The organism is Plantactinospora sp. GCM10030261, from assembly GCF_042666615.1.
Lineage (GTDB): Bacteria > Actinomycetota > Actinomycetes > Mycobacteriales > Micromonosporaceae > KBS50.
The window spans coordinates 112,928-133,867 of record NZ_JBHTDD010000010.1; the positions used below are offsets into that span (position 1 = coordinate 112,928).

Annotated in this window: 18 protein-coding genes and 2 tRNA genes; 11 read left to right on the plus strand and 9 right to left on the minus strand. The window is 71.0% G+C overall.

What is annotated here, in order from left to right; genetic code table 11:
• Nucleotides 1–63 precede the first annotated feature (63 nt).
• Nucleotides 64–1,020 (minus strand): endonuclease domain-containing protein, encoded by a 957-nt coding sequence (locus tag ACFQUZ_RS14535; protein WP_377442222.1) that lies wholly within the window; start codon nt 1,018–1,020, stop codon nt 64–66.
• Nucleotides 1,021–1,337: 317 nt separating this feature from the next.
• Here ACFQUZ_RS14535 and arfB point away from each other — a divergent pair, with 317 nt between their 5' ends.
• Nucleotides 1,338–1,763 (plus strand): alternative ribosome rescue aminoacyl-tRNA hydrolase ArfB, encoded by a 426-nt coding sequence (gene arfB / locus ACFQUZ_RS14540; RefSeq protein ID WP_377442224.1) that lies wholly within the window; start codon nt 1,338–1,340, stop codon nt 1,761–1,763.
• A gap of 20 nt (nt 1,764–1,783) precedes the next feature.
• Here arfB and ACFQUZ_RS14545 read toward each other — a convergent pair whose 3' ends face one another.
• Nucleotides 1,784–3,067 (minus strand): MFS transporter, encoded by a 1,284-nt coding sequence (locus ACFQUZ_RS14545; protein ID WP_377442226.1) that lies wholly within the window; start codon nt 3,065–3,067, stop codon nt 1,784–1,786.
• 1 nt (nt 3,068) lies between these two features.
• Nucleotides 3,069–3,662: a helix-turn-helix domain-containing protein gene (locus ACFQUZ_RS14550; protein WP_377442228.1), complete on the minus strand. Its 594-nt coding sequence runs from the start codon at nt 3,660–3,662 to the stop codon at nt 3,069–3,071.
• Nucleotides 3,663–3,864: 202 nt separating this feature from the next.
• Between ACFQUZ_RS14550 and ACFQUZ_RS14555 the strand changes: the two genes are divergently transcribed.
• Both ACFQUZ_RS14555 and ACFQUZ_RS14560 read left to right on the plus strand, forming a co-directional pair.
• On the plus strand, nt 3,865–4,611 hold the full coding sequence (locus ACFQUZ_RS14555; RefSeq protein ID WP_377442230.1) for an SAM-dependent methyltransferase: 747 nt from the start codon (nt 3,865–3,867) through the stop codon (nt 4,609–4,611).
• A 157-nt stretch (nt 4,612–4,768) separates the two neighbouring features.
• Nucleotides 4,769–6,940: a hypothetical protein gene (locus ACFQUZ_RS14560; RefSeq protein WP_377442231.1), complete on the plus strand. Its 2,172-nt coding sequence runs from the start codon at nt 4,769–4,771 to the stop codon at nt 6,938–6,940.
• Nucleotides 6,941–6,948: 8 nt separating this feature from the next.
• Here the strand turns inward: ACFQUZ_RS14560 and ACFQUZ_RS14565 are convergent, their stop codons facing one another.
• The gene (locus tag ACFQUZ_RS14565; RefSeq protein ID WP_377442232.1) at nt 6,949–7,329 is read right to left on the minus strand and encodes a VOC family protein; all 381 of its coding nucleotides are present in this window, start codon (nt 7,327–7,329) and stop codon (nt 6,949–6,951) included.
• A gap of 133 nt (nt 7,330–7,462) precedes the next feature.
• Here ACFQUZ_RS14565 and ACFQUZ_RS14570 point away from each other — a divergent pair, with 133 nt between their 5' ends.
• A complete protein-coding gene (locus tag ACFQUZ_RS14570; RefSeq protein ID WP_377442234.1) occupies nt 7,463–9,154 on the plus strand; it encodes a serine/threonine protein kinase in 1,692 nt (563 codons plus the stop codon).
• A gap of 104 nt (nt 9,155–9,258) precedes the next feature.
• Nucleotides 9,259–11,262 carry a 4-alpha-glucanotransferase gene (gene malQ, locus ACFQUZ_RS14575; protein WP_377442236.1) on the plus strand — a complete coding sequence of 668 codons (2,004 nt, stop codon included), beginning with the start codon at nt 9,259–9,261 and terminating at the stop codon, nt 11,260–11,262.
• Here the strand turns inward: malQ and ACFQUZ_RS14580 are convergent.
• Together ACFQUZ_RS14580 and ACFQUZ_RS14585 are read right to left on the minus strand one after the other, a co-directional pair.
• Entirely contained in the window at nt 11,228–11,845 is a 618-nt protein-coding gene (locus ACFQUZ_RS14580) for a hypothetical protein (RefSeq protein WP_377442238.1), read from the minus strand. The genes malQ and ACFQUZ_RS14580 overlap by 35 nt on opposite strands.
• A 135-nt stretch (nt 11,846–11,980) precedes the next feature.
• Nucleotides 11,981–13,111 carry a hypothetical protein gene (locus tag ACFQUZ_RS14585; RefSeq protein ID WP_377442240.1) on the minus strand — a complete coding sequence of 377 codons (1,131 nt, stop codon included), beginning with the start codon at nt 13,109–13,111 and terminating at the stop codon, nt 11,981–11,983.
• Between ACFQUZ_RS14585 and ACFQUZ_RS14590 the strand changes: the two genes are divergently transcribed.
• Nucleotides 13,087–13,506: a VOC family protein gene (locus ACFQUZ_RS14590; protein ID WP_377442242.1), complete on the plus strand. Its 420-nt coding sequence runs from the start codon at nt 13,087–13,089 to the stop codon at nt 13,504–13,506. The genes ACFQUZ_RS14585 and ACFQUZ_RS14590 overlap by 25 nt on opposite strands.
• Before the next feature lie 131 nt (nt 13,507–13,637).
• Here the strand turns inward: ACFQUZ_RS14590 and ACFQUZ_RS14595 are convergent, their stop codons facing one another.
• Nucleotides 13,638–14,546, minus strand: a complete 909-nt coding sequence (locus ACFQUZ_RS14595) for a 3-methyladenine DNA glycosylase (RefSeq protein ID WP_377442245.1) — start codon at nt 14,544–14,546, stop codon at nt 13,638–13,640.
• A gap of 162 nt (nt 14,547–14,708) precedes the next feature.
• Between ACFQUZ_RS14595 and dinB the strand changes: the two genes are divergently transcribed.
• A complete protein-coding gene (gene dinB, locus ACFQUZ_RS14600; protein WP_377442426.1) occupies nt 14,709–15,878 on the plus strand; it encodes a DNA polymerase IV in 1,170 nt (389 codons plus the stop codon).
• A 70-nt stretch (nt 15,879–15,948) separates the two neighbouring features.
• Here the strand turns inward: dinB and ACFQUZ_RS14605 are convergent, their stop codons facing one another.
• The gene (locus tag ACFQUZ_RS14605) at nt 15,949–17,238 is read right to left on the minus strand and encodes a hypothetical protein (RefSeq protein WP_377442247.1); all 1,290 of its coding nucleotides are present in this window, start codon (nt 17,236–17,238) and stop codon (nt 15,949–15,951) included.
• 180 nt (nt 17,239–17,418) lie between these two features.
• On the opposite strand from ACFQUZ_RS14605, the gene ACFQUZ_RS14610 reads away from it, so the two are divergent.
• The 3 genes from ACFQUZ_RS14610 to ACFQUZ_RS14620 all read left to right on the plus strand — a co-directional run bounded on the left by ACFQUZ_RS14610 (nt 17,419) and on the right by ACFQUZ_RS14620 (nt 18,560).
• Nucleotides 17,419–18,222, plus strand: coding sequence for a fumarylacetoacetate hydrolase family protein (locus tag ACFQUZ_RS14610; RefSeq protein WP_377442250.1), 804 nt, complete (start codon nt 17,419–17,421; stop codon nt 18,220–18,222).
• 107 nt (nt 18,223–18,329) lie between these two features.
• Nucleotides 18,330–18,404, plus strand: a tRNA-Gln gene (locus tag ACFQUZ_RS14615).
• A gap of 83 nt (nt 18,405–18,487) precedes the next feature.
• A tRNA-Glu gene (locus ACFQUZ_RS14620) sits at nt 18,488–18,560 on the plus strand.
• 183 nt (nt 18,561–18,743) lie between these two features.
• Here the strand turns inward: ACFQUZ_RS14620 and ACFQUZ_RS14625 are convergent.
• A complete protein-coding gene (locus tag ACFQUZ_RS14625) occupies nt 18,744–19,430 on the minus strand; it encodes an IclR family transcriptional regulator (RefSeq protein ID WP_377442252.1) in 687 nt (228 codons plus the stop codon).
• A gap of 49 nt (nt 19,431–19,479) precedes the next feature.
• Here ACFQUZ_RS14625 and leuC point away from each other — a divergent pair, with 49 nt between their 5' ends.
• On the plus strand, nt 19,480–20,934 hold the full coding sequence (gene leuC, locus ACFQUZ_RS14630) for a 3-isopropylmalate dehydratase large subunit (protein ID WP_377442254.1): 1,455 nt from the start codon (nt 19,480–19,482) through the stop codon (nt 20,932–20,934).
• Nucleotides 20,935–20,940: the final 6 nt, after the last annotated feature.

Genomic DNA, 20,940 nt, shown 5'->3' on the forward strand with positions numbered 1-20,940 from the left:
GTTGGTTCTCGCGGATCGTGGACAGTTTCCGTCGAGATACGACGGAAACTGTCCACGATCCGCTTACTCTGGCCGCCAACCCGCGGCGCGGAGGGCGTTCCGCACCGCCGTGACGACCCGGTCCGGGTGCGCCCGGACAAACCAGGCCGGGAAGCGCAGGATCCGATCACCCGCCGTCCACACGTCGTTCTGCCGCAGCATGTCGGCCGCCCACTGGCGTACGTCCATGTGGTGCGCTCCGTCGATCTCCACCTGCAGTCGCCATTCGTGCCAGTAGGCGTCCAGCCAGCGGGTCCGTCCGCCCGCGTCGGTCCGGTGTTTCTGGAGGTTCGGCCGGGGCAGGTGGTGTCGGCGACACAGCCGGATAAAGTCGATCTCCGATAGCGCCTGGGCGCCGCCGGCGATGTCGTCCACGGTTCGCCGGATGAGTGGGCGGCGGGGAGCGCGGGGAAGGACGCCGAGCATCTCGCGGATCTCGCCGGGCCGAACCTTGCCCTGCTGGCACGCCGAAGCCAGCAGAGCCTGCGCCTCGCGCGGCGTCCCCGCCCAACCCGCGCCGTCGATCAGTGCACGCGCCATGGTCGTGCGGGTTGGCCGAGCGGCCTGGAGATGCTGCTCGGGCAGCACCCGGGTGCGATGAATCACGACACCGGGCATATCGAGGGGGAGCCGGCGCAGGAGGCTCCGTCCCGGGCGTCGACTGGACGGCACGAGGACGTGCAGTGGCTCCCGGCGCAGGCCGCGTACGCCGCCTTCGGCGGCTGCCGTCGCCCCCGCGAGCACCGCTCCCGGTCCGGCGACCAGGACCGCAACCCACAGTTGCTGGTCGCGGGTGAGTTGGCCGTTTCCCGTCAGGAGGACGCCCCGGCAGATCGAGCGCCAGCGCCCGGTGCGGACACGACTGCGGACGATGCCCTCGTTCAGCAGGCGATATGCCTGACGGGTGGCGAGCACACCGTGCTGTTCGAACGCCAGCCAGTCGAGTTCGGATGCGTCGCGGGAGGGGAGGCGGGCGATCATCTCGACGAGTCTGGCCGGTCCCGACCTGACCTGCCGCCAGATCATGGACACGTTGCCGCGCCACCCTCCCGCCGTGCCGTTGCCACCCCTCTCGCCGTGCCGTTGCCACCCTCCCAACCGTGCGCCGCCGGCTCCGCCGGGTTGCCGCGGACGTGCTCCCGGCGGATCTTGGACAGTTTCCGTCATAATGGGACGGAAACTGTCCAAGATCCGCGACACGGACACGTCGATCGGCCTGCGATAGAGCTCGCATCTCAGGGGAGGCGTCGCCTGGGAACGCGGGGGCGGTTGATCACGGTGCCTACTAACCTGTGTTCATGGCCGACGAACTGCGCGTCAACGACCGGGTCTCCATCCCGGCCGGTGAGCTGAACTGGCGGTTCTCCCGGTCCAGCGGTCCGGGCGGTCAAGGGGTCAACACCGCAGACTCGCGGGCGGAACTCTCCTGGGACCTCGACAACTCCACCGTCCTGCCCGATCACCTCAAGGACCGGGCCCGCAAGAATCTGGCGAACCGGCTGGTGAATGGTGTGATCACCATCGCCGCTTCGGAGCACCGGGCGCAGTTGCGTAACCGGGAGGCCGCCGAGGAGCGGCTGGCGGCGCTGCTGGCCGAGGCCATCGCGCCGCCACCGCCGCCCCGCCGCCCTACCAAGCCCTCGCGGCGAGCCAAGGAACGCCGGATCACCGACAAGAAGCGGCGTGGCGAGGTCAAACGGTTGCGTCGTCCTGACGAGGACTGAGCGCGAGGAGGGTTCCCTGATCAACCCGTAGCGTCGACAAGGGGCCATTCCTTCACCCGGTCCGTCGTGCGCGGCGTCGCGATTGGCAAGAGGCCCAGCACGAGCAGCCCCGCGAGGCAGTACCCGACTCCCTGGACGGCGATCACCGGGACGATGCCGATCCGCTCGCCGAGGGTCCCGGCGAGCGTGGTGCCGGCCAACATCGCCGCCGATCTCAGCGCCATGGCGGCCCCGAACACCCGGCCGCGATGTGCGTCGCCGGTGGCCGTCTGGAAGATCGTCATGAGTCCGGCGACGGTGAGTGCGCCAGGCAGCCCGACCAGCACCATGATTACTACGGCGGGCCACAACGTCGCAGTGACCAGCGGGTAGAGGAACAGTACGAGGTCCAGGAGGCCGAAGACCAACGCGCCGCACCCAGCCAGCACCCGGGGGCTGAACCGGTGGCCGACAAGCGTCGTCACCAGGCCACCGAACAGCCCGCCGACCGCCTGCGCCGAGATGATCAGGCCGTACGCATCGGCGTCACCGCCCAGCACGTCCCGGACGAAGGGTGGCATCAGGGTCCCCATCGTTGCTTCGCCGACGCCGGCGAGGACGATGAACGCCAAGAAGACTCGCAGCGTACGGCTGGTCCAGGCGATGCGGACGCCCTCCGCCCAGTCCCGGACGACGCCGGACCGGGAAGCCGCCGTGCCGGCCGTGCCCGTGCCGGCCGTGCGCTGGGCGGACCGCCGGATGGCGAGCAGGATCGCGGACGCGACGGCGAACGTGGCCGCGTTGACGATCGCCAGCAGGCCGATCCCGCCAACGCCGGCGAGGACGCCGCCGAGCGCGGCGCCGACGAGCCGGGCGACGTCGCGGGTCTGTCCGTTCAGACCGTTCGCGGTGACCAGGTGCTTGGTGGGTACGAGCGTGGGCACGATTGCGGCCTCGGCGGCGACGAAGAACGGAGCGAGGCAACTGTGGACGGCCACGACGGCGTACACGATCCAGACGTGCGCCGCGTCCTGGACGGCGAGCAACGGCAGCAGCGTGCCGGCCATCAGCAGGTTGACGGCGACCATGGTACGGCGCCGATCCCAGCGGTCGGCGTACACCCCGGCGACCGAGCCGAGCGCGATCTGCGGCAACAGGGACGCCAGCAGTGTGCCGGTCATCGCGAGGGTGGAGCCGGTCAGCACGTACACCTGGTAGGCCAGGCCGGTCCGCAGGATCCAGTCGCCGAGTAGCGAGACGACGTTGGCGGAGAGCAGCAACCGGTAGTCGCGGTGGCCGACCAGCAGGTCCCGGAGCCGGCGCATCTCAGCCGCCGGACGGGGTGGGGGGCACCGGCGCGCAGACCAGCGTCACATCCACGGGTACGGCGTCCGCCGGGCGGGCGGCGGCATCGCCGATTCTCCGCCGGCGTACCAGCGGGTCGATCAGGTCTTCCCAGGCCCGCCGCAGATCTTCCATCTCGTCGATGGTCAGGTAAACCAGGTTCTGCGAGATGCCGGTGTGTTCGGCCCAGCGGGGGTCCGCCTCGGCGCGGCGCTGCTGCCAGTCGGTGAACTGGACGGTGACCCGGTCCAGGATGACCCGTTCCAGCACCTCGATCGAGTCCCATCCGTCCGGGTCGGACGGTGGCTCGTATCCGGTCGAGCTGTGGGTGGTCCGCCAGGGGCGTTCCCGGTTGTCCGGTGCCTCGGCCGGCTCGACGAAGCCGTACTTGGCGAGTTGGCGTAGGTGGTGGGAGGCGAGGGCCTGGCTGATGCCCAGTGCCCGGGCGGCCTCGGCCGCCGTGATGGTCCCCTCGCGGCCGACGAGGGCGTGCAGCTTGAGTCGGAGGGGGTGGGCCATCGCACGCATGGCGAGCGGGTCGCGAACCGTCCGTCGACCTTCGGATTCCAAAGACATGCTTGGAGTCTGGAATGAATATGCGTCGATGTCAAGCATTTGCTTGGAATGCTGTCGGGAATCCGGTAGGCCGCCGGATCGCACCCGATTAGCGTGGCGTCAGTCGTCCCACGAGGACCAGAGAAGATGTTTTGTACGGGTCGTACGGTCGGTTTCATCGGCAGCAACCGGCCGACGCCCCTGAATCCTCAGGAGTTCTCGCGTGGACCTGCCACGTAGCTACGCCATCCGGGTCGGCGACATGCGCATCCTCGGCCCGTACACGGCGGACAAGCTCGCCACGCTCGGGGCCGCCATTGACCTACGCGCCGGCCAGACGATGCTGGACCTGGCCAGCGGCCGGGGGGAGATGCTCTGCACCTGGGCCCGGGATCACGGCATCACCGGCACCGGGATGGACATCAGCACGGTGTCCACCGCGAAGGCCCGGAAGCGCGCCGTCGAACTCGGCGTCGCCGACCGGGTGACGTTCCTGCACGGCGACGCGACCGGGTACGTCGCCGAGGAACCGGTCGACGTGGCTGCGTTGATCGGCGTCACCCGGATCTTCCACGGTGTCCCGGGCACGCTCCGCCACCTGGAGCGCAGCCTGCGTCCGGGTGGTATGGCGCTGGTGGGGGAGTCGTACTGGCGGCTGGAACCACCCGACCAGGCGACCGTCGAGGCGTGTTACGCCCCGACCAGGGACCACTTCAAGAGCCTGCCGGACCTGGTCCGATTGTTCGGGGACGAGGGCTGGGACCTCGTCGAGATGGTGCTCACCGACCAGGACAGTTGGGACCGGTACGCCGCGGCCCACTGGCTCAACCGGCGCCGCTGGCTCGACGCCAACCCGGACGACGAACTGGCCGCGCAGATGCGCGAGGAGCTGACGACCGAGCCGCTCCGCTACGTGACGAACGCTCGGGAGTACGTCGGCTGGGGCATCTTCGCCCTCATGAAGCGTTGAGGCCCGGCAGGGTCTCCTGCCGAGGCTCACGTTCAGCCGTCCTCCGGTCGCGCGTCCGGATTGTCGACGGTTCCTACTATCGGTGGTCACCTATGTTGTCGAATCCCGCGAGGTGCCGGTGCCAGACCAGTCACGTTCGACCAGATCCTTGCGCTCGTTGCTGACCGTGGACTTCGTTCTCCGGGCGGCCGCGGTGGTGTTGGCGACTCTCATCGTGGTCCGGGTCCTGTTCACCGGAGGCTCCGGATTCCGGTCGATCGGCCTCGTCCTGCTCGCGTTCGTCGCCCTCTGGGGATTGGCCTGGTTCTACGGCCGACTTCGCGCCGTCTTCGCGCAGACCGAAACCGAGGCCGAGGACCCGCTGGCGACGTACCGCCTGGCGGGATTCGTGGCCGACCGCCCCCGTTCCCGGCTCGCCGCCGTACTCGCCCTGCTGATCCTGGTCGTCCACGCGGCGATCACCGGCTATGTGAGCGTCTGGACGATCCTGGTGGCGGTCGTCATGGCGACCATCGCCACGCTGCTGAGCCCCAACCTGCGACTGACCGCGTTGCTCGGCGGCATGGCCGTGGTCTTCGCGGCTGCCACCGTCTTCGTGTCCAACTTCTTCCGGGGCAGCACCGAGGCGCGCGCCCTCGCCATCTCCGTCGCCGCCATCGTCCTCCCGATGCTGGTGTCCGACAGGATCGGCAAGCTGGTAAGGCAACCGGAGCTGACCATCACGCACCACGCCATCCTCGTGGTGCTCACCCTCGTGCTGGGTTTCCTCGGCTGGACGCGGGCCGACTGGCTTCCCGGCGTGATGAACCGCTGTTACACCCTGCCCACCTCGACCGGGATCACCGTGCTGCGAGCGACGCCCGACGGCGATCGCTGTTACGGCCTGCTGGACACCGCCGACCCTGGCGTTTTCGCCACGCCGGTCTTCGGTAGGGACCCGGTCGCCGCAAGGCTGCAACACGAGATCCTGCGCAACAATCGGCCATTGCGCGATGGCGATCTCACCGTGGTGTGGCTGGGTGCCCTGTCCTGCGACGCGCTACCCGGCGACACCACCCGGTGTGCGGATGGCCGGGACTACCCGTCCGAACGCGACCAGTTGCGCGCGTTGCTGTTCGCGCAGACCCAGATCTCCGCCGCCGGTGACCACCGGCTGCATGTGGTCATCGCCGACGCCACCCAGGACGTCCGGCACGCCGACGACATCGCTCAGTTGATCATCGACCGGCGGGCGGCCCTGGGGCCTCGCGCGGTCGTCATCGGCGGAGGCGACAGCCGCGACCTCACCCAACGCGCGATCAACCGGCTGCTCGACGCCGGCATCCCGTTCATCGCTCCGAACCTGCTCGCCGATCTCGGTGCGCCGGGGCGGCCGTTCGTGGATCGGCCCGGTTACCTCCAGCTTGCCCCGTCCAACTTGGACTACGCGACGGACACGATCGACCGGCTGAGACACCGATATCCCGGGGGATTCCGGCTGGACATCTACCAGCAGCGAGACCCGACCGACCACTACACGACGTCCCTTGTCAACGACCTGCTGATCGCGGTGAAGCCGGCCGTGGGAGCTACCGCGAGGCACCTGCCGAGCCTGGAGCGGGTGGACGACACCGCCTGCGCGGCCAACGCCGACGGCCCGCCGACGGTGCTGTACTTCGCCGACCGGTGGACGCGGTTCGCCGACTTCGTCCAGCGGATCAACGAGGTTTGCGGACACTCCCGACCGCGGCTGGTCATCGCCGACGTCTCGGTCAGCCGGTTCATGGCCGACTACCGCCTGCGTGCCGTCAGTAACGCGGACTGGCCGATCGACTACTACGTCGGTGGGCCGGGATGCGCTGACCTGACGGCGGCGTCGTTCGAGACGCTCACCACGCAGGTGTCCGTCTCGCGGGACGTGCTGGGCATCCCCTCGGACGAGACCTTCGCCTGCGTGGACCGGGCCGCGGGCGCCCGGGACGGGGAGGTGCGGAACGCCTGCACCCTGGACGCCGCCGCGAAGCTCACGAGCCAGCCGTGCCGACCCAACGACCTGGGCACCTATCTGATCCCCATGTGGGATGCCGTGCTGCTGGCCGACGACCTGCTACCCGACCGGTCACCGCGGGGCAGGGACTACCTGACAAGTCTCGAGACGACCAGGACCACGCTCACCGGCACCCAGGCCACCGTCCGGGAGGGCCGCCTGGTCGAGCACACGATTCCGGTCCGGATGTGGCACGTCGATCCGCTCAACGATCCCAGCCGGCTCTGGGAGCGTCCGAGCCCTCGACTCCGCACGCCCGCCGAACCGACACCGAGCAGCCGCGTACCGGCGACCGGGCCATGACGTCGTGGTCAGCCGGCGGCGGCTGAGCCGGCCTCCCGCTCGACGCAGAACTCGTTGCCCTCGGGATCGCGCAGCGTGGCCCAACCGCGACCGCCGCCCTCGGCGCGATGGTCCTCGTGCAGCGTGGCGCCGAGCGCCATGAGCCGCTCCACCTCGCCGTCCCGGCCGCGTTCCGTCGGCTGCCAGTCGAGGTGGATCCGGTTCTTCACTGTCTTGCCCTCCGGCACCCGGACGAACAGCAGGCCCGGCACCGGGGCCGGTGCCTCGACCAGGACCTCGTCATCACCCGGTTTGTCCACATCAGACACTGTCCAGCCCGTCACACCGCTCCAGAAGGTGGCCAACTCGTACGGATCGGCGCAGTCGACGGTGATGTGACGCAGCATCATGGTGAGCCACCCTAGCCCCGCCGGTCGAGCGGGCGGGTCCCGCCCGGCCATGCCCGCCGATGGCCGTCGGCCCCGCCGATGGCCGATCCGGCGCCATCGACGCCTCGGCCCCGCCGACCGGTACGGTGTCCGGATGCTCTCCGCAGGAGTCGTGCTCAACGACCGCTACCGGCTCGACGACCGGATCGCGAGCGGCGGCATGGGAGATGTCTGGTCGGCCACCGACACCCTGCTGAAGCGCCGGATCGCGATCAAGGCACTGCTGCCGGCGCTGGTCTCCGACACCGAGTTCATCACCCGCTTCCGCACCGAGGCGCGGCTGCTGGCCGCGCTCCGGCACCCCGGCATCGTCGCCGTGTACGACTACGGCGAGGACACCGAGGTCGACGGTCACCGCATGGACTACCTCGTGATGGAGTACATCGACGGCACGTCGCTGTCACAGCGGATCAAGGATACCGGTCGGCTCGACGCCGCCGAGACTCTCTCCGTACTGGCCCAGGCCGGGCAGGCGCTGCACGTCGCCCATCTCGCCAACATCGTCCATCGGGACGTGAAGCCGGGGAACCTACTGGTCCAGCCGGATGGTTCCGTCGTGCTCGTGGACTTCGGGGTGGCCCGGTCGGCGAACGTGACAAGCATTACCGGCACCAACATCGTGCTGGGATCCGCGCACTACATGGCCCCGGAGCAGATCGCGGGTCGACCCCTCTCCGCGGCTACCGACGTCTATGCCCTGGCCGCGGTCGGGTACTGCTGCCTGCTCGGCCGTCCGCCGTTCATCGGTGAGAACGCGTTGCAGGTCGCGACCCAACATCTCCAGGACGAGCCGCCGGCCCTGCCAGCCGACGTACCGGCATCGGTGGTGCGGTTGCTGACCCGCGCGATGGCCAAGGACCCGGCCGACCGGTTCCCGAGCGCGGCGGCGTTCGTCCGGGCGGTGCGGATCGCGCAGGACGCCCTGGCGTCGGGGCCGACCACGGCCCTGCCGTCCCCACCACGGGCAGCGCCACCGCAGGCCGTGACGTGGCAAGCCGACGCGTCACCGCGGGCCACGGTTACACCGCGAGGAGGAGCGCCGGACGGGACCGGTCCGACTGTTCCCAGGCCGCCCGCAGCCGAGCCGTCGCCTGTCGCGCCGACCGCCAGCGGCCGGCGGCGCCGGATCGCCGCGTTGGCGGGTGTGGCGGCGGTTGTTGTCGCGGTGCTCGGCGGGACCGCGCTGGTGGGCGTGTGGCGCGGGGCGGACGAGAACCGAACGGATCCCTCGAACCAGGCGGAGGCGGGAACGTCGGCCAGCGCGGGCCTTGGTCCCCCGGCCGAGGGTTCCGGGCCGTCGGCCAGCCCGACGGCGACCGCCGGGGCGGACCCGGCGACCAGCACCCCCGGTCGGGGAGACCCCTCAGCGGCGCCGCCCCCGGGGCCGGCGGGCACCGGCAAGCCAGACCCGGAACCCACCACACCCGGAGCCGAGCCTCCCGAGAAGAACCCGCACACACCGGTCGAGGTATGCGGCAACGGGTACCAAGTGATCAACTCGAAGCCCCTGGTCAGTGCGAACGGGACGCCGCTCGCGCGGGTGTACCTGATGTACAACTCCGGCAACGGCAACAACTGCACCGTCGCCATGAAGACCAACTCGGTCGGCGTGCGTACCCAGATCTCGGCATACCTTGAGGTCAAGGGCCGCGACCGGCAGACCGACAGCGGTTCGTTCGAGTACTACGCCGGTCCGGTGCGGGCCCGAGCGGCCGGGGTCTGCGTCAGGTGGGGCGGATCGACCGGCGGAGCCAGCTACAACAGCCCATTCGAACACTGCGGCTGACCCAGGCGTTCCGTCCAGAACCGTTCGACCGGCGGGAACGCCCGGTCAACGACCGGGGTGGCCGTGCGTCGATGACGGCCACATGACAAGGTCTGGGGGTGCGGATGGACCGGCGACTGGCCGCCCTGGCGGCGGCCCACGGGGTGGCTACCTCGTACACCGACTGGCGGGGACGGCGGGTGCGGGTCCGCCCGGAGATCGTCGTGGAGGTGCTCGGACTGCTCGGCGTGGACGCGACCGGCCCGGCGGCGGTCCAGGACAGCCTCACCGCCGCTCGTGCGGTGGTCGACGGCGCCAGCCTGCCCGACACGGTGGTGCTCACCGCCGGCCGGACCCGGGCGTTGCCCGCTCCCGGCGAGGTGACCCTGGAAGACGGTGGCCGTCGCCCGGTTGGCGAGACGCTCCCCGCCGACCTGCCGCTGGGCTGGCACCGGCTGACCTGCGCCGGTCGCCAGGTCCCGCTCGTCGTCGTGCCCCGCCGGCTCCCCGTGCCGCCGACGGCCTGGGGCTGGATGCTCCAGCTCTACGCGCTGCGGTCGGACCGGTCGTGGGGGATGGGAGACCTGGGCGACCTGGCCGACTTCACCCGCTGGGCGGGTGCCGACACCGGCGCCGGACTGGTGCTGCTCAACCCGCTGCACGCGGTGGCCCCGACCCATCCGGTGCCCGCGTCGCCGTACTCGCCGTCCAGCCGCCGGTTCGCCAATCCCCTCTACCTCCGCGTCGCCGACATCGACGCGTACCAGGAGGCCGACGCCGACCTGCGCGGCCGGATCGACGCGCTGCGGCCCGACGCCGGTGACCTGATTGACTACGACGCCGTCTGGCGAGCCAAGCGGGCGGCCCTGGAGTTGCTCTTCCCGCTGGCCGGGCCGATCGATCTGGACGCGGATCCGGAGCTGACCGCCTTCGCCACGTACTGCGCTCTCGCCGAGCGGCACGGCAGCGACTGGCGGACCTGGCCCGAACCGCTGCGGACGCCGGCCGGACCGGCGGTGGCCGAGGCCCGCGCCGAGCTGGCCCCGCAGGTGGCCTTCCACGCCTGGTTGCAGCGGCTGTGCGGCGAACAGCTCGCGGCCGCTTCCGCCGCCGCGTCCGCGGCCGGGATGCCGGTCGGCATCGTGCACGACCTGGCAGTCGGCGTCGATCCGGGCGGCGCCGACGGGTGGCAACTCGCCGACGTGCTGGCCGCCGGAGTCCGGATCGGCGCTCCCCCGGACGACTTCAACCAACTCGGCCAGGACTGGGGACTCGCCGCATGGCGGCCGGACCGGTTGGCCGCCACCGGGTACGCCGCCTATCGCGACCTCTTGCGCCGAGCGCTCGCCCACGCCGGCGGGCTCCGTGTCGACCACGTCGCCGGCCTGTGGCGGCTGTGGTGGATCCCGCCGGGTGCCGGGCCCGGGGAGGGCACCTATGTGACGTACGACGCCGAGGCGATGCTCGGCATCCTCGCGCTGGAGGCGCACCGGGCCGGCGCCGTGGTGATCGGCGAGGACCTGGGCACCGTGCAACCGGTGGTGACCCGAGGACTGCGGGGTCGCAACATGCTCGGCTCCACCGTGCTGTGGTTCGCCCGCGACCACGAACGCCCGGACGCGCCGTTCCTCCCGCCGGCCCGCTGGCCCCGCAACGCGCTTGCCACCATCTCCACCCACGACCTGCCCACCGCGCCCGGCTTCCTGGTCGGCGAGCACGTGCGGGTCCGGGCCGAACTACGCCAACTGGCCGGCAGCGAGGCCGATGAGCGGTCCCGGGCCGCCGACGACCGGCACCAGCTGCTCGCCATGCTGCGTGCCGAGAACCTGCTGCCGGCCGGTTCCGGCGGCGACCCGTCCGACGACGACATAGTGGTGGGCATGCACGCCGCGCTGGCGGCCAGCCCGACCCGGCTGCTCGCCGTGTCGCTCTACGACGTGCTTGGCGAGATCCGCCAGCCCAATCTGCCGGGCACCGTGAACGAGTACCCGAACTGGCGCCTGCCGCTGCCAGCCACCCTCGAACAGCTCCGAGCCGACCCTCGCCCGGGTCGCGTTGCCGATTTGATGAAGACCGGGCGCGGCAACGGTGGTGCTAGCGGAGGGCGCCGGCGGGCCGTTCACAGCTGATCGCGGACAGGGTGTCGGCGCGCATGAAGCCGTAACCGGGCGCGTCGGCGGGGAGCCAAACCTTGACCCAGCCGTCGAACGGCGGTGGGATCTGACCCGGCTCCAGTACGATGCGGTCTCCTCCGCTCTTGTACTTCACCGGTGAAGCGGACGAGTCCGGATTCGTGTAGACCCCGGCCGAGTCCGACGTGACGGTCGCGCAGGTTCGTCCCGGCGGCCGAACGGACGCGGCGACGGGCGCGACGACACCGCTCTGCCCGGGCACGACAGGGGTCGTCCTGGCTGCCTCGATGCCACCGGAGTCCTCGGAGATCGTCCACCATGGTTGGACCTGGATGATGATTGCCAGCGCCGAGAAAGCCAAGGCGACGTAGGCGACGCGAATCGGAAGTCGTTGCCTGCGATCGGCGGCTTCCGGCTGCCCAGCGGTCGTCCCTCGGGAAGCTGTTCCGTTCCATAACGCCAGTCCGAGTAGAACCAGACCGGTCAGCGCATTTATCACGGTTGCCACCGCGCCGGCTGTGGGCAGGTTAACGGCGGCCATGACGATAAGGGCGACTCCGATGACGGCGAGGCCGGCCACCGTCAGTCGGCGAGAGGTAGGCATGGAGTCATCGTGCGGTGGCCAGCGTCGACGTGGTGGATCGCCACGCATAGCCATCGAGTCGTCACTTCTTGTTCATAGTTGGGGTCCGTCGGACCGACACCCTCGCCTGCCTCAGGCGTACAGCAGGATGGTCTTGCGGGTGTACTCGCCGTAACTGACGGTCCGGGTTCCGGTCCCGGCGGCCGGCGTCACCGCCACCGCGAAGCTGATCTGCGTGCCGGCCGTCAGTTGATGGTTCTCGTTGGCGCTGCTGACCAAGAAGATCCCACCGGTGCCGGCCGGGTCGACCGAGACGGTCTGCTGCGACAGGGTCTGGTGGTACGGGTCGGTGCGGCCCGGGAAGCGGTAGCTGGCGCGGATCCGGACGAGGTCGCCGAGGCGCAACCCGCGCAGGTCCAGTTTGGTCTGGTGGCTCACCACACCGGCGCCGGTGACCTGGTAGGCGACGTTTCCGTCTGACCAGGGGATGTCGTGATAGACGCCGTCCACCGGGACGGTGGCACTGCTGTTCCTGGTGACGATATGCGTGGTCTTCACGTCCGTTCCCCCTGGTGAGGTGGCGCCGATCATGACGGCGAAGGCGGTGAGGTCCCCCCGGAAGGCGTTCGCGTCGCAGGTGCGCTGCGCGCCGATCCGTGCGGTGCTGGTGTACTGCCAGATCAGGGGCAGCTTCGGCGGCGCCCCGTAGACCTGCCAGCCCGATCCGGTGTCCCCACCGGCCCTGGTGTACGCGGCGCGGAAGTCCTCGTCCCGGTTGTACGGGTAGCGGGCGTTCCAGCGCGGATACGGGCCGAGTTGGCTGTCGCCGTACTGGCCCCGGGACGCGTACAGGACAACCCGTTTGGTGGTTCGGGCCTCCAACTCGGCGCAGACCTGGACGCCGACGGTCGCCGCCACGTCGTCGTACGGCCACCGTTCGAGGTCCACCTGCCAGAAGAACTGCGGAGAGGTGGACCACCAGGGGGCGACCCTGGTCGCGTGCTCGATGAGCGTCTGCGCCTGAACCGCCGGAGACACGCCCGTGCGGACGACCACGTAGAGGCCGAGAAACGGGATGCCGGCGTCCCGGCCGGTGCCGAGGACCCAGCCGCCGGAGGTGTGCCGGACCACGCCGCCGGGGGAGTGCTCGGTGCCCTTGGCCGTCAGGAACTGGATGCCCAACCCGGCGGCCGCGCGGACCCGGTCCGGGGTCAGTCCCCGGCCGACGTCGTAATCACTTGTGTCCCAACCGAAGATCGTCATCAGCGTGCCTCCGCGTCGACCGAGGGGCCGTCGACGGGCAGCGCTGCCGGCCGAGGGGTGGAGCTGGTTGCCGGGGTCGCCACAGCCCGGCACTCCCGACCGTACGTCGCCGACCGATCCGGCAAAAGCCCAGCTCAGAGCGTTTTCATGGGCTGCGCAAACGACGTCCGTGCCATTGCCTGGAGCCGGTTGATCTGTTCACCGCCGACGGCGCGCGGCTCGGGGAACTCGGTTACAACCTGGGGTTCCAGACTGAGCCGCACTACGTCCGGCCCGTTTGGCCGACCGTTCCGGGGCAGCCGCGGATGTCCATGCACCTCGACATCGAGGTGGACGACCTGGCCCAGGCGGTGGCGTACGCCGTCGGCATCGGTGCCGAGGTCGCCGCGTACTAGCCGCAGGAGAACGTGCGGGTGCCGCTCGACCCGGCCGGGCACCCGTTCTGCCTCTACCTCGACCCGACCGGGTGACCGTCGTGTGGATCGTGGATTGTTGGTGCCCCGCCAGGGGCAGCGATAATCCACGATCAATCCCGATCTCCCACCACGATCATCCCCACCGGCGCCGCCTCGATCAGCGCTGCGCAGACCTCGATCAACCGGGCGCGTAGCCGGTCGGCACGGTGGGCGAAGTCGCGCTGCCGAGCCACGTACTCGGACTTGCCCTCCGGTGTCTCGATGGCCACCGCCGACTCCCCGTACGAGGAGAAGTCGTATGGAGATGCCCGCATGTCGAGCAGCCGGATGTCCCTCGCCAACTCGAAGCAGTCGAGCGCCAGGTCTCCCGGAACGGCTGGACCCAGCTTGGTCGCCCACTTGTGGCAGTCCATGGAGGCGTGCAGGCAGCCCGGTTGGTCGAGTTCCACCTGGCTCGCCCGGGTGGGTTGGAGCCGGTTGAGGCCGACCGCGTCCGGGGTGAAGAACCGGAACGCGTCGAAGTGCGTGCAACGGATCTGGTGGGACTCGACAACCGCGTCGGTGCCCTCCTGCCCGAGCCGCAGGGGTAGCGGATGCCGATGCTGACGTTGGCGGTACACCATCGCCCACTCGTGCAACCCGAAGCAGCCGGTGAAGGCCGGTCGCGAGGCGATCGCGGACAACAGTCGATGGATGAAGCGCACCGACTCGCCCCGGTCGGTGAGGAACGCCGCGACGTCGAGACCCACCACCCCGTTCGCGTCCTCGGCGTACCAGCGCCACTGTCGGTGTGGTGCGGAGCCGTGTGGTCCCGGCTCCAGGGAGATACCCACGCCGGGATGCCAACGTCGCAGCACGGACGGCCTGGTGCCGTAGTAGTCGTAGAGGAAATCGTCGATCGCGTGACGTTCCCCGGTGGCCTTGCGGGCACGGTGTCCGGCCGTGAGGGAGTCGGCGCGCCTCTCGTGGGCCGCCAGGGCGGCAAGCCAGCTCGCCGCGGGGATGTGCGTCACGGTCACCCGTTCAGGGTACGCAGCCGAACGGAGGCCGTCTCCGCTGGTCGCCCCCCAGGTCAGACGATTCCGTGCGAACATATGTTCGTGTCGGACGGTGCTGGGGAGGGTGGTGCCGGCGAGGACGGTGCCGGTGGGCGCGGTGCCGGTGGGCGCGGCGCCGCCACGATCCTGCACGCCGATCTTGACGCGTTCTACGCCTCGGTGGAGCAGCGGGACGATCCGCGACTGCGCGGTCGGCCCGTGATCGTCGGCGGCGGGGTGGTGCTGGCCGCCAGCTACGAGGCGAAAGCCCGGGGCGTCCGCAGCGCGATGGGCGGTGCGCAGGCGCGCCGGCTCTGTCCGGATGCCGTCGTCGTGCCGCCGCGGATGTCGGCGTACACCGCCGCCAGCCGGGCGGTGTTCGAGATCTTCCGGCGGACCACCCCGATCGTCGAGGGGCTCTCCATCGACGAGGCGTTCCTCGACGTGGGCGGTCTGCGCCGGCTCTGCGGGCCGCCGGCCGACATCGCGGGACGGTTGCGCGACGATGTGCGGGAGACCGTCGGCCTGCCGATCACCGTGGGAGTGGCCCGGACGAAGTTCCTCGCCAAGGTGGCGAGCGGGGTGGCCAAACCGGACGGTCTGCTGGTCGTGCCGCCCGCCGGGGAACTGGACTTCCTGCATCCGCTTCCGGTCGAGCGGCTGTGGGGGGTGGGTCCGGTCACCGCCGCGAAGCTGCGGGACCGGCGGATCCGTACGGTCGGGCAGGTGGCCCGGCTCGGTGAGGCCACCCTCGTCTCCCTGCTCGGGTCCGCCGCCGGTCGGCACCTGCACGCCCTGGCACACAACCGCGACCCTCGGCGGGTGGACGTCGGCCGCCGGCGCGGATCGATGGGTGCCCAGCACGCGCTCGGACGCGGGCCGCATCCACCCGCCGAACTCGACGCCATCCTGGCCGGCCTGGTCGACCGGGTGACCCGCCGGATGCGGGCGGCCGGTCGCGTCGGCCGGACGGTGACACTCCGGCTGAGATTCGCCGACTACGCACGGGCCACCCGATCACATACCGTGACCAAGGCGACCGCGCACACCGGCGCCGTCCTCGCCGCCGCGCGATCCCTGTTACACGCCGCCCAGCCGGAGATCGACCGGCGCGGCGTCACGCTTATCGGCATTTCGCTCGGCAACCTGCACAACGGGTACGTGCAGCCGGAGTTGCCCTTCGACGGAGACGACGGCTCCGGTCTGGACGCCGCGGTCGACGCCGTACGCGACCGGTTCGGCTCGTCGGCGCTCACCCGGGCCGTCCTGCTCGGTCGGGATCCCGGCCTGGAAATGCCCCTCCTGCCCGACTGACCCGGTACCGGCGGGACCGGTCGACCGACGGCACCGGACCGGGACCGGACTGGACCGCCGGACGTTCAGCTCAGGACGGATCGACCCGTACCCCGGCGGAGAAGACGGCGCTGCGGAGTTCGAACGTCGTCGGTGGGCTCGGGGTGGCCGCGAAGACCAACGGTGCCAGCCGTCGTTCGCCCGGCGGCACCGGTTCGGCGAAAAGGTCGTGCCCCCGGTTGGCACCACGGGTCGCCGCCTCGTCGACCGTCACCCAGTTGCCGTCCGCCAGGTAGGCCCGCTGCAACTCGGCGTACCAGCGCTGGCCACGGTCGGAGACGTTGCGGACGCCGACGGTGAGCGTGCACGGCCGGCCCGCTGGGCAGGCCGCCCGATACACGGTGAACTCGAAGGCGGACTCGCGTAGCGGCGTGCCGACCGGGCCTTCGGCGGTGGTGCCCACCCAGGCCCCGCCGGACGGTTGTTGCCGCGACTGCATGGCACCCACCCGATCGGTGGCCGCCCACAACGCGACCCCGGCCGACGCGCCGATGAGCAGCAGGGCCAGCCCGACCGCTGCCCACAGCGGAGGGCGGCGGCGGGGAGGCCGCACCACCCGGGGGGCAGCCGTGCGAGGTTTCGGATAGATGTTCGGTTCGCTGTGGGCGAGCACGTCGCGGGCCGCCTGCCGGGCGCTGGCGTCCCGGCGTCTTCGAGCCCGGAATCCGAGCCCGATGGCGCCGAGCAGCAGGGCCGCGCCGCCGGCCAGCCCGAGCACGCCGGGTTGTCGCCACGGCGGCTCGGAGCCGCCGATGAACTGGCGCGGCGGGCTCCAGGTGGCCGTCGCGCAGTCGTCCGGCACCAGGCCGTCACGGGTGAACGCGCAGGCCGGCGCGGTCAGCTCGGAGGCGTTCGCGCCGGCCCGTCGCAGGGTCGCGCTTACCGTTTCGGTACGCCCGGCGGGCACCCGGAGCTGCCAGCTCAGCTCGGTGCCCCCACCGGCGCCGCCGGAATCGTTCGCGTGGCCGCCGTGGCTGATCGCGATGGGGGACAGGCCGGGTGGGAGTTCCTGGCGGACCGTGGTCCGCACCGACGCCGCCGTGCCGTTTGTGACCTGGATCTCGTACGCCGGGGTGAGCTGGCCGAGCGGGGTGACCGCCAGGGTCACGGCGGGCACTGTGGCGATGGGTGGCGGCGCCGCGGTTGCCGGCAGTGGCGTTCCGGTGGGTGGTGCTGTGCCGCCGGGTGAGCCCGTGACGGTCGGCCGCGCCGTGCTCGTGGGCGGGGTCGGGGTTGTCGGTGTGACCGGTGCGGTGAGGACGGCCAGGGCGCCGGCGACGAGCGTGGCGAACACCCTCAGTTGACTTCTCGATACCACCATCAGATCGAGACCTCCCACGGCCGACGCTAGGCGCGGGTCCCCCCGTGGAGGTCGGAAAGGAGGGAACGACCACGGCGGCGCTGGGTCGGGGGTACCCTGCGGGCGTACTCTCCCGGGCCCTGTATGCCGGTACGCCCCGCCGCCGGGCTCGCGGACAGCGACTGCGGCTAGATTGGCCGGGTGCGTATCGCTCGTTTCGCCCATCCCAAGGGAATGTCGTTCGGCGCCGTCGAAGGTGAGCCGGACGCCGGCCCGCAGGCCCTGACGATTGCCCAGATCGACGGCCACCCGTTCGGCCAGATCACCTTCACCGGGCAGCGGTGGGCGGTGGCCGACGTCCGGCTGCTTTCCCCGATCCTGCCCAGCAAGGTGGTCTGCGTCGGCCGCAACTACGCGGAACATGCCGCCGAGCACGGTGCGGAGGTGCCGGCCGAGCCGCTGCTGTTCCTGAAGCCGTCCACCTCGGTGATCGGGCCACGGGACGCGATCCGGCTGCCGCCACAGTCCCGCCAGGTGGAGCACGAGGCCGAGCTGGCGGTGGTGATCGGTCCGCCCGGTGCCCGCCGTGCCGACCGGGCCGCCGCGCAGCGGGCAGTATTCGGCTACACCTGCGCCAACGACGTCACGGCGCGTGATCTGCAGCGTTCCGACGGTCAGTGGACGCGGGCGAAGGGGTTCGACTCGTTCTGCCCGCTGGGGCCGTGGATCGCGACCGGGCTGGACGTCGGCGACCTCGAAGTTCGGTGCGAGGTGGGGCGGTCGGCCGACGAGATGGAGGTGCGGCAGCTCGGCCGGACCCGGGACATGGTGTTCGACGTACCCGGCCTGGTGTCGTACGTCTCGCACGTCATGACACTGCTCCCCGGCGACGTGGTGCTGACCGGTACCCCCGCGGGGGTTTCCCCGCTGACCAGCGGGGATACGGTCAGCGTCCGGGTGGAGGGGATCGGCGAACTGGTCAACCCGGTCGTGGCGATGGACTGAGTCCGCCCGTGGGCTCAGGCGCCGGGGGCTCCGGACCGGACGCGGGGGTCGATTTGGCCCTGCCGGACAGGTCCGGTAAAGTTCTCTTCCGGCGCCGAAAGCGCCGATGGGGTATGGGGTAATTGGCAGCCCGACTGATTCTGGTTCAGTTAGTCTAGGTTCGAGTCCTGGTACCCCAGCCACTGATGCCCGCGAGGGCGTCGGTAGCTGGACTCTGATAGAGTCTGGCGGCGTTGGTCGCAAGGTCAACGACATGGAAGTTCTCGGCCCCGTCGTCTAGCGGCCTAGGACGCCGCCCTCTCAAGGCGGTAGCGCCGGTTCGAATCCGGTCGGGGCTACGTTCACGGCCCGCATCGCCTCTGGCGATGCGGGCCGTTTCATTGTGCCCACATCCAACGCCCCCCTGCGCCGTTTCCCGTGTTTCCCGCCGATCTAGGGCAGATGGCTGCTAGTTGATCTCCAATCACGACCATCTGCCCTAGATCGGCGGGGTGGGGCGGTGGGGGCAGGGGGGTGGGGGGTCAGAGGCCGCTGAGGCGTTGGCCGGCGCGGACGACGGCCATGGCGTGGCGGTCGCCTGGGCGGCGGCCAAGCCGTTCGATGGGGCCCGAGACGCTGACCGAGGCGATCACCCGTCCGGTCCGGTCGCGGATCGGGGCGGAGACGCTCGCCACTCCGGCCTCCCGTTCGGCAACGCTCTGCGCCCAGCCTCGGCGGCGGACCTCGGCCAGCGTGCGGCCGGTGAACTTGCACCTCGGCAGCAGCGGCATCACCGCCTCCGGTGGCTCCCAGGCGAGTAGCACCTGTGCCGCCGACCCCGCGGTCATCGGGAGGACCGCGCCGATGGGAACGGTGTCGCGGAGGCCGCTGGCTCGCTCGGCAGCGGCCACGCAGATGCGTTCGTCGGCTCGGCGCAGGTAGAGCTGGGCGCTTTCGCCGGTGGCGTCCCGCAGTGCGGTCAGCAGCGGCTCGGCGGCGGTGAGCAGGACATCGGGAGCGGCGTTCGCCAGTTCGCCCAGCCGGGGCCCCGGGCGCCAGCGGCCCTGGGTGTCCCGGACCAGCATGCGGTGGATCTCCAGGGCCTGAGCGAGCCGGTGCGCGGTGGCCCGGGGCAGCTTGGTGCGTTCGACGAGTTCGGCCAGGCTGGCGCCATCCACACAGGCGGCGAGGATCACCACCGCCTTGTCGAGGACGCCGACACCGCTCATACTGTGTCCCACAAGCCGAAACTTACCTCCCAGAATTTAGGATGTCCAGATGGTGGGAGACACTCCACAGCCGCCGGGTCCACAGACGCTGGCCGAGAAGGTCTGGGACGCCCACGTGGTGCGGTCCGCGGCCGGCGAACCCGACCTGCTCTACATCGACCTGCACCTGTTGCACGAGGTGACGAGCCCGCAGGCGTTCGACGGGCTGCGCGCCGCGCGGCGCCGGGTCCGTCGCCCCGACCTCACCCTCGCCACCGAGGACCACAACACCCCCACCGGGTACGCGGACCCGCAGGCGCACGGTCGCCGCGGTGACCTGAGCACGGTGACCGACCTGACCTCTCGGACCCAGCTCGCGACGCTGCGCCGCAACTGCGCCGAGTTCGGCGTCCGCCTGCATCAACTCGGCGACGAGCAGCAGGGCATCGTGCACGTGATAGGCCCACAACTCGGCCTCACCCAGCCGGGGATGACCGTGGTCTGCGGTGATTCGCACACCGCCACCCACGGCGCGTTCGGCGCACTGGCGTTCGGCATCGGCACCAGCGAGGTCGAGCACGTGCTGGCTACGCAGACCCTGCCGCAGCAGCGCCCCAGGACGATGGCGGTCACCGTGACCGGGCACCTCGCTCCCGGGGTCACCGCCAAGGACCTCGTCCTCGCGCTGATCGCCCAGGTAGGCACCGGCGGTGGTCGGGGACACGTGGTGGAGTACCGCGGCGAGGCGATCCGGGCGCTGTCCATGGAGGGCCGGATGACGGTGGCGAACATGTCCATCGAGTGGGGCGCCAAGGCCGGCATGATCGCACCGGACGAGACCACCTTCGGCTACCTGCGCGGTCGCCGGCACGCCCCTACGGGCGAGAGCTGGGACGCCGCCGTCGAGTACTGGCGCGGCCTGGCCACCGACCCGGACGCCCGGTTCGACGCCGAGGTACGGCTGGACGCCAGCCGGATCAGCCCGTTCGTCACCTGGGGCACCAACCCGGGCCAGGGTTCGGCGCTGGACGGCGCGGTGCCCGACCCCGCCGACTTCGACTCCGCCGAGGACCGGGCGGCCGCCCAGCGCGCCCTCGAGTACATGGACCTGCGTCCTGGTACGCCGCTGCGTTCGGTGCCGGTCGACGTGGTCTTCGTCGGCTCGTGCACCAATGGGCGGCTGGAGGACCTGCGGGCCGCGGCCGACGTGCTGCGTGGTCACCGGGTCGCCGACGGCGTACGGATGCTCGTGGTGCCCGGCTCGGCGGCGGTGCGCGAGGCCGCCGAGGCCGAGGGACTGGACAAGGTGTTCAGCGACGCCGGAGCCGAGTGGCGGTTCGCCGGCTGTTCCATGTGTCTGGGCATGAACCCGGACACGTTGCGGCCGGGGGAGCGGTCCGCGTCCACCTCCAACCGCAACTTCGAGGGTCGCCAGGGCCGGGGCGGCCGCACCCACCTGGTGTCGCCACCGGTCGCCGCGGCCACCGCCGTGGCTGGCCGGCTGGCCGCGCCGGCGGATCTGTAGCTCAAG

Excerpts from the sequence above, each read along its gene's own strand:
- ACFQUZ_RS14535 (WP_377442222.1), bottom strand. The coding sequence starts at position 1,020 with ATGATCGCCCGCCTCCCCTCCCGCGACGCATCCGAACTCGACTGGCTG.
- ACFQUZ_RS14570 (WP_377442234.1), top strand. The coding sequence starts at position 7,463 with ATGCTCTCCGCAGGAGTCGTGCTCAACGACCGCTACCGGCTCGACGAC.
- ACFQUZ_RS14565 (WP_377442232.1), bottom strand. The coding sequence starts at position 7,329 with ATGATGCTGCGTCACATCACCGTCGACTGCGCCGATCCGTACGAGTTG.
- ACFQUZ_RS14550 (WP_377442228.1), bottom strand. The coding sequence starts at position 3,662 with ATGTCTTTGGAATCCGAAGGTCGACGGACGGTTCGCGACCCGCTCGCC.
- malQ (WP_377442236.1), top strand. The coding sequence starts at position 9,259 with ATGGACCGGCGACTGGCCGCCCTGGCGGCGGCCCACGGGGTGGCTACC.
- ACFQUZ_RS14585 (WP_377442240.1), bottom strand. The coding sequence starts at position 13,111 with ATGACGATCTTCGGTTGGGACACAAGTGATTACGACGTCGGCCGGGGA.
- leuC (WP_377442254.1), top strand. The coding sequence starts at position 19,480 with ATGGTGGGAGACACTCCACAGCCGCCGGGTCCACAGACGCTGGCCGAG.
- ACFQUZ_RS14625 (WP_377442252.1), bottom strand. The coding sequence starts at position 19,430 with ATGAGCGGTGTCGGCGTCCTCGACAAGGCGGTGGTGATCCTCGCCGCC.
- ACFQUZ_RS14605 (WP_377442247.1), bottom strand. The coding sequence starts at position 17,238 with ATGGTGGTATCGAGAAGTCAACTGAGGGTGTTCGCCACGCTCGTCGCC.
- arfB (WP_377442224.1), top strand. The coding sequence starts at position 1,338 with ATGGCCGACGAACTGCGCGTCAACGACCGGGTCTCCATCCCGGCCGGT.
- ACFQUZ_RS14545 (WP_377442226.1), bottom strand. The coding sequence starts at position 3,067 with ATGCGCCGGCTCCGGGACCTGCTGGTCGGCCACCGCGACTACCGGTTG.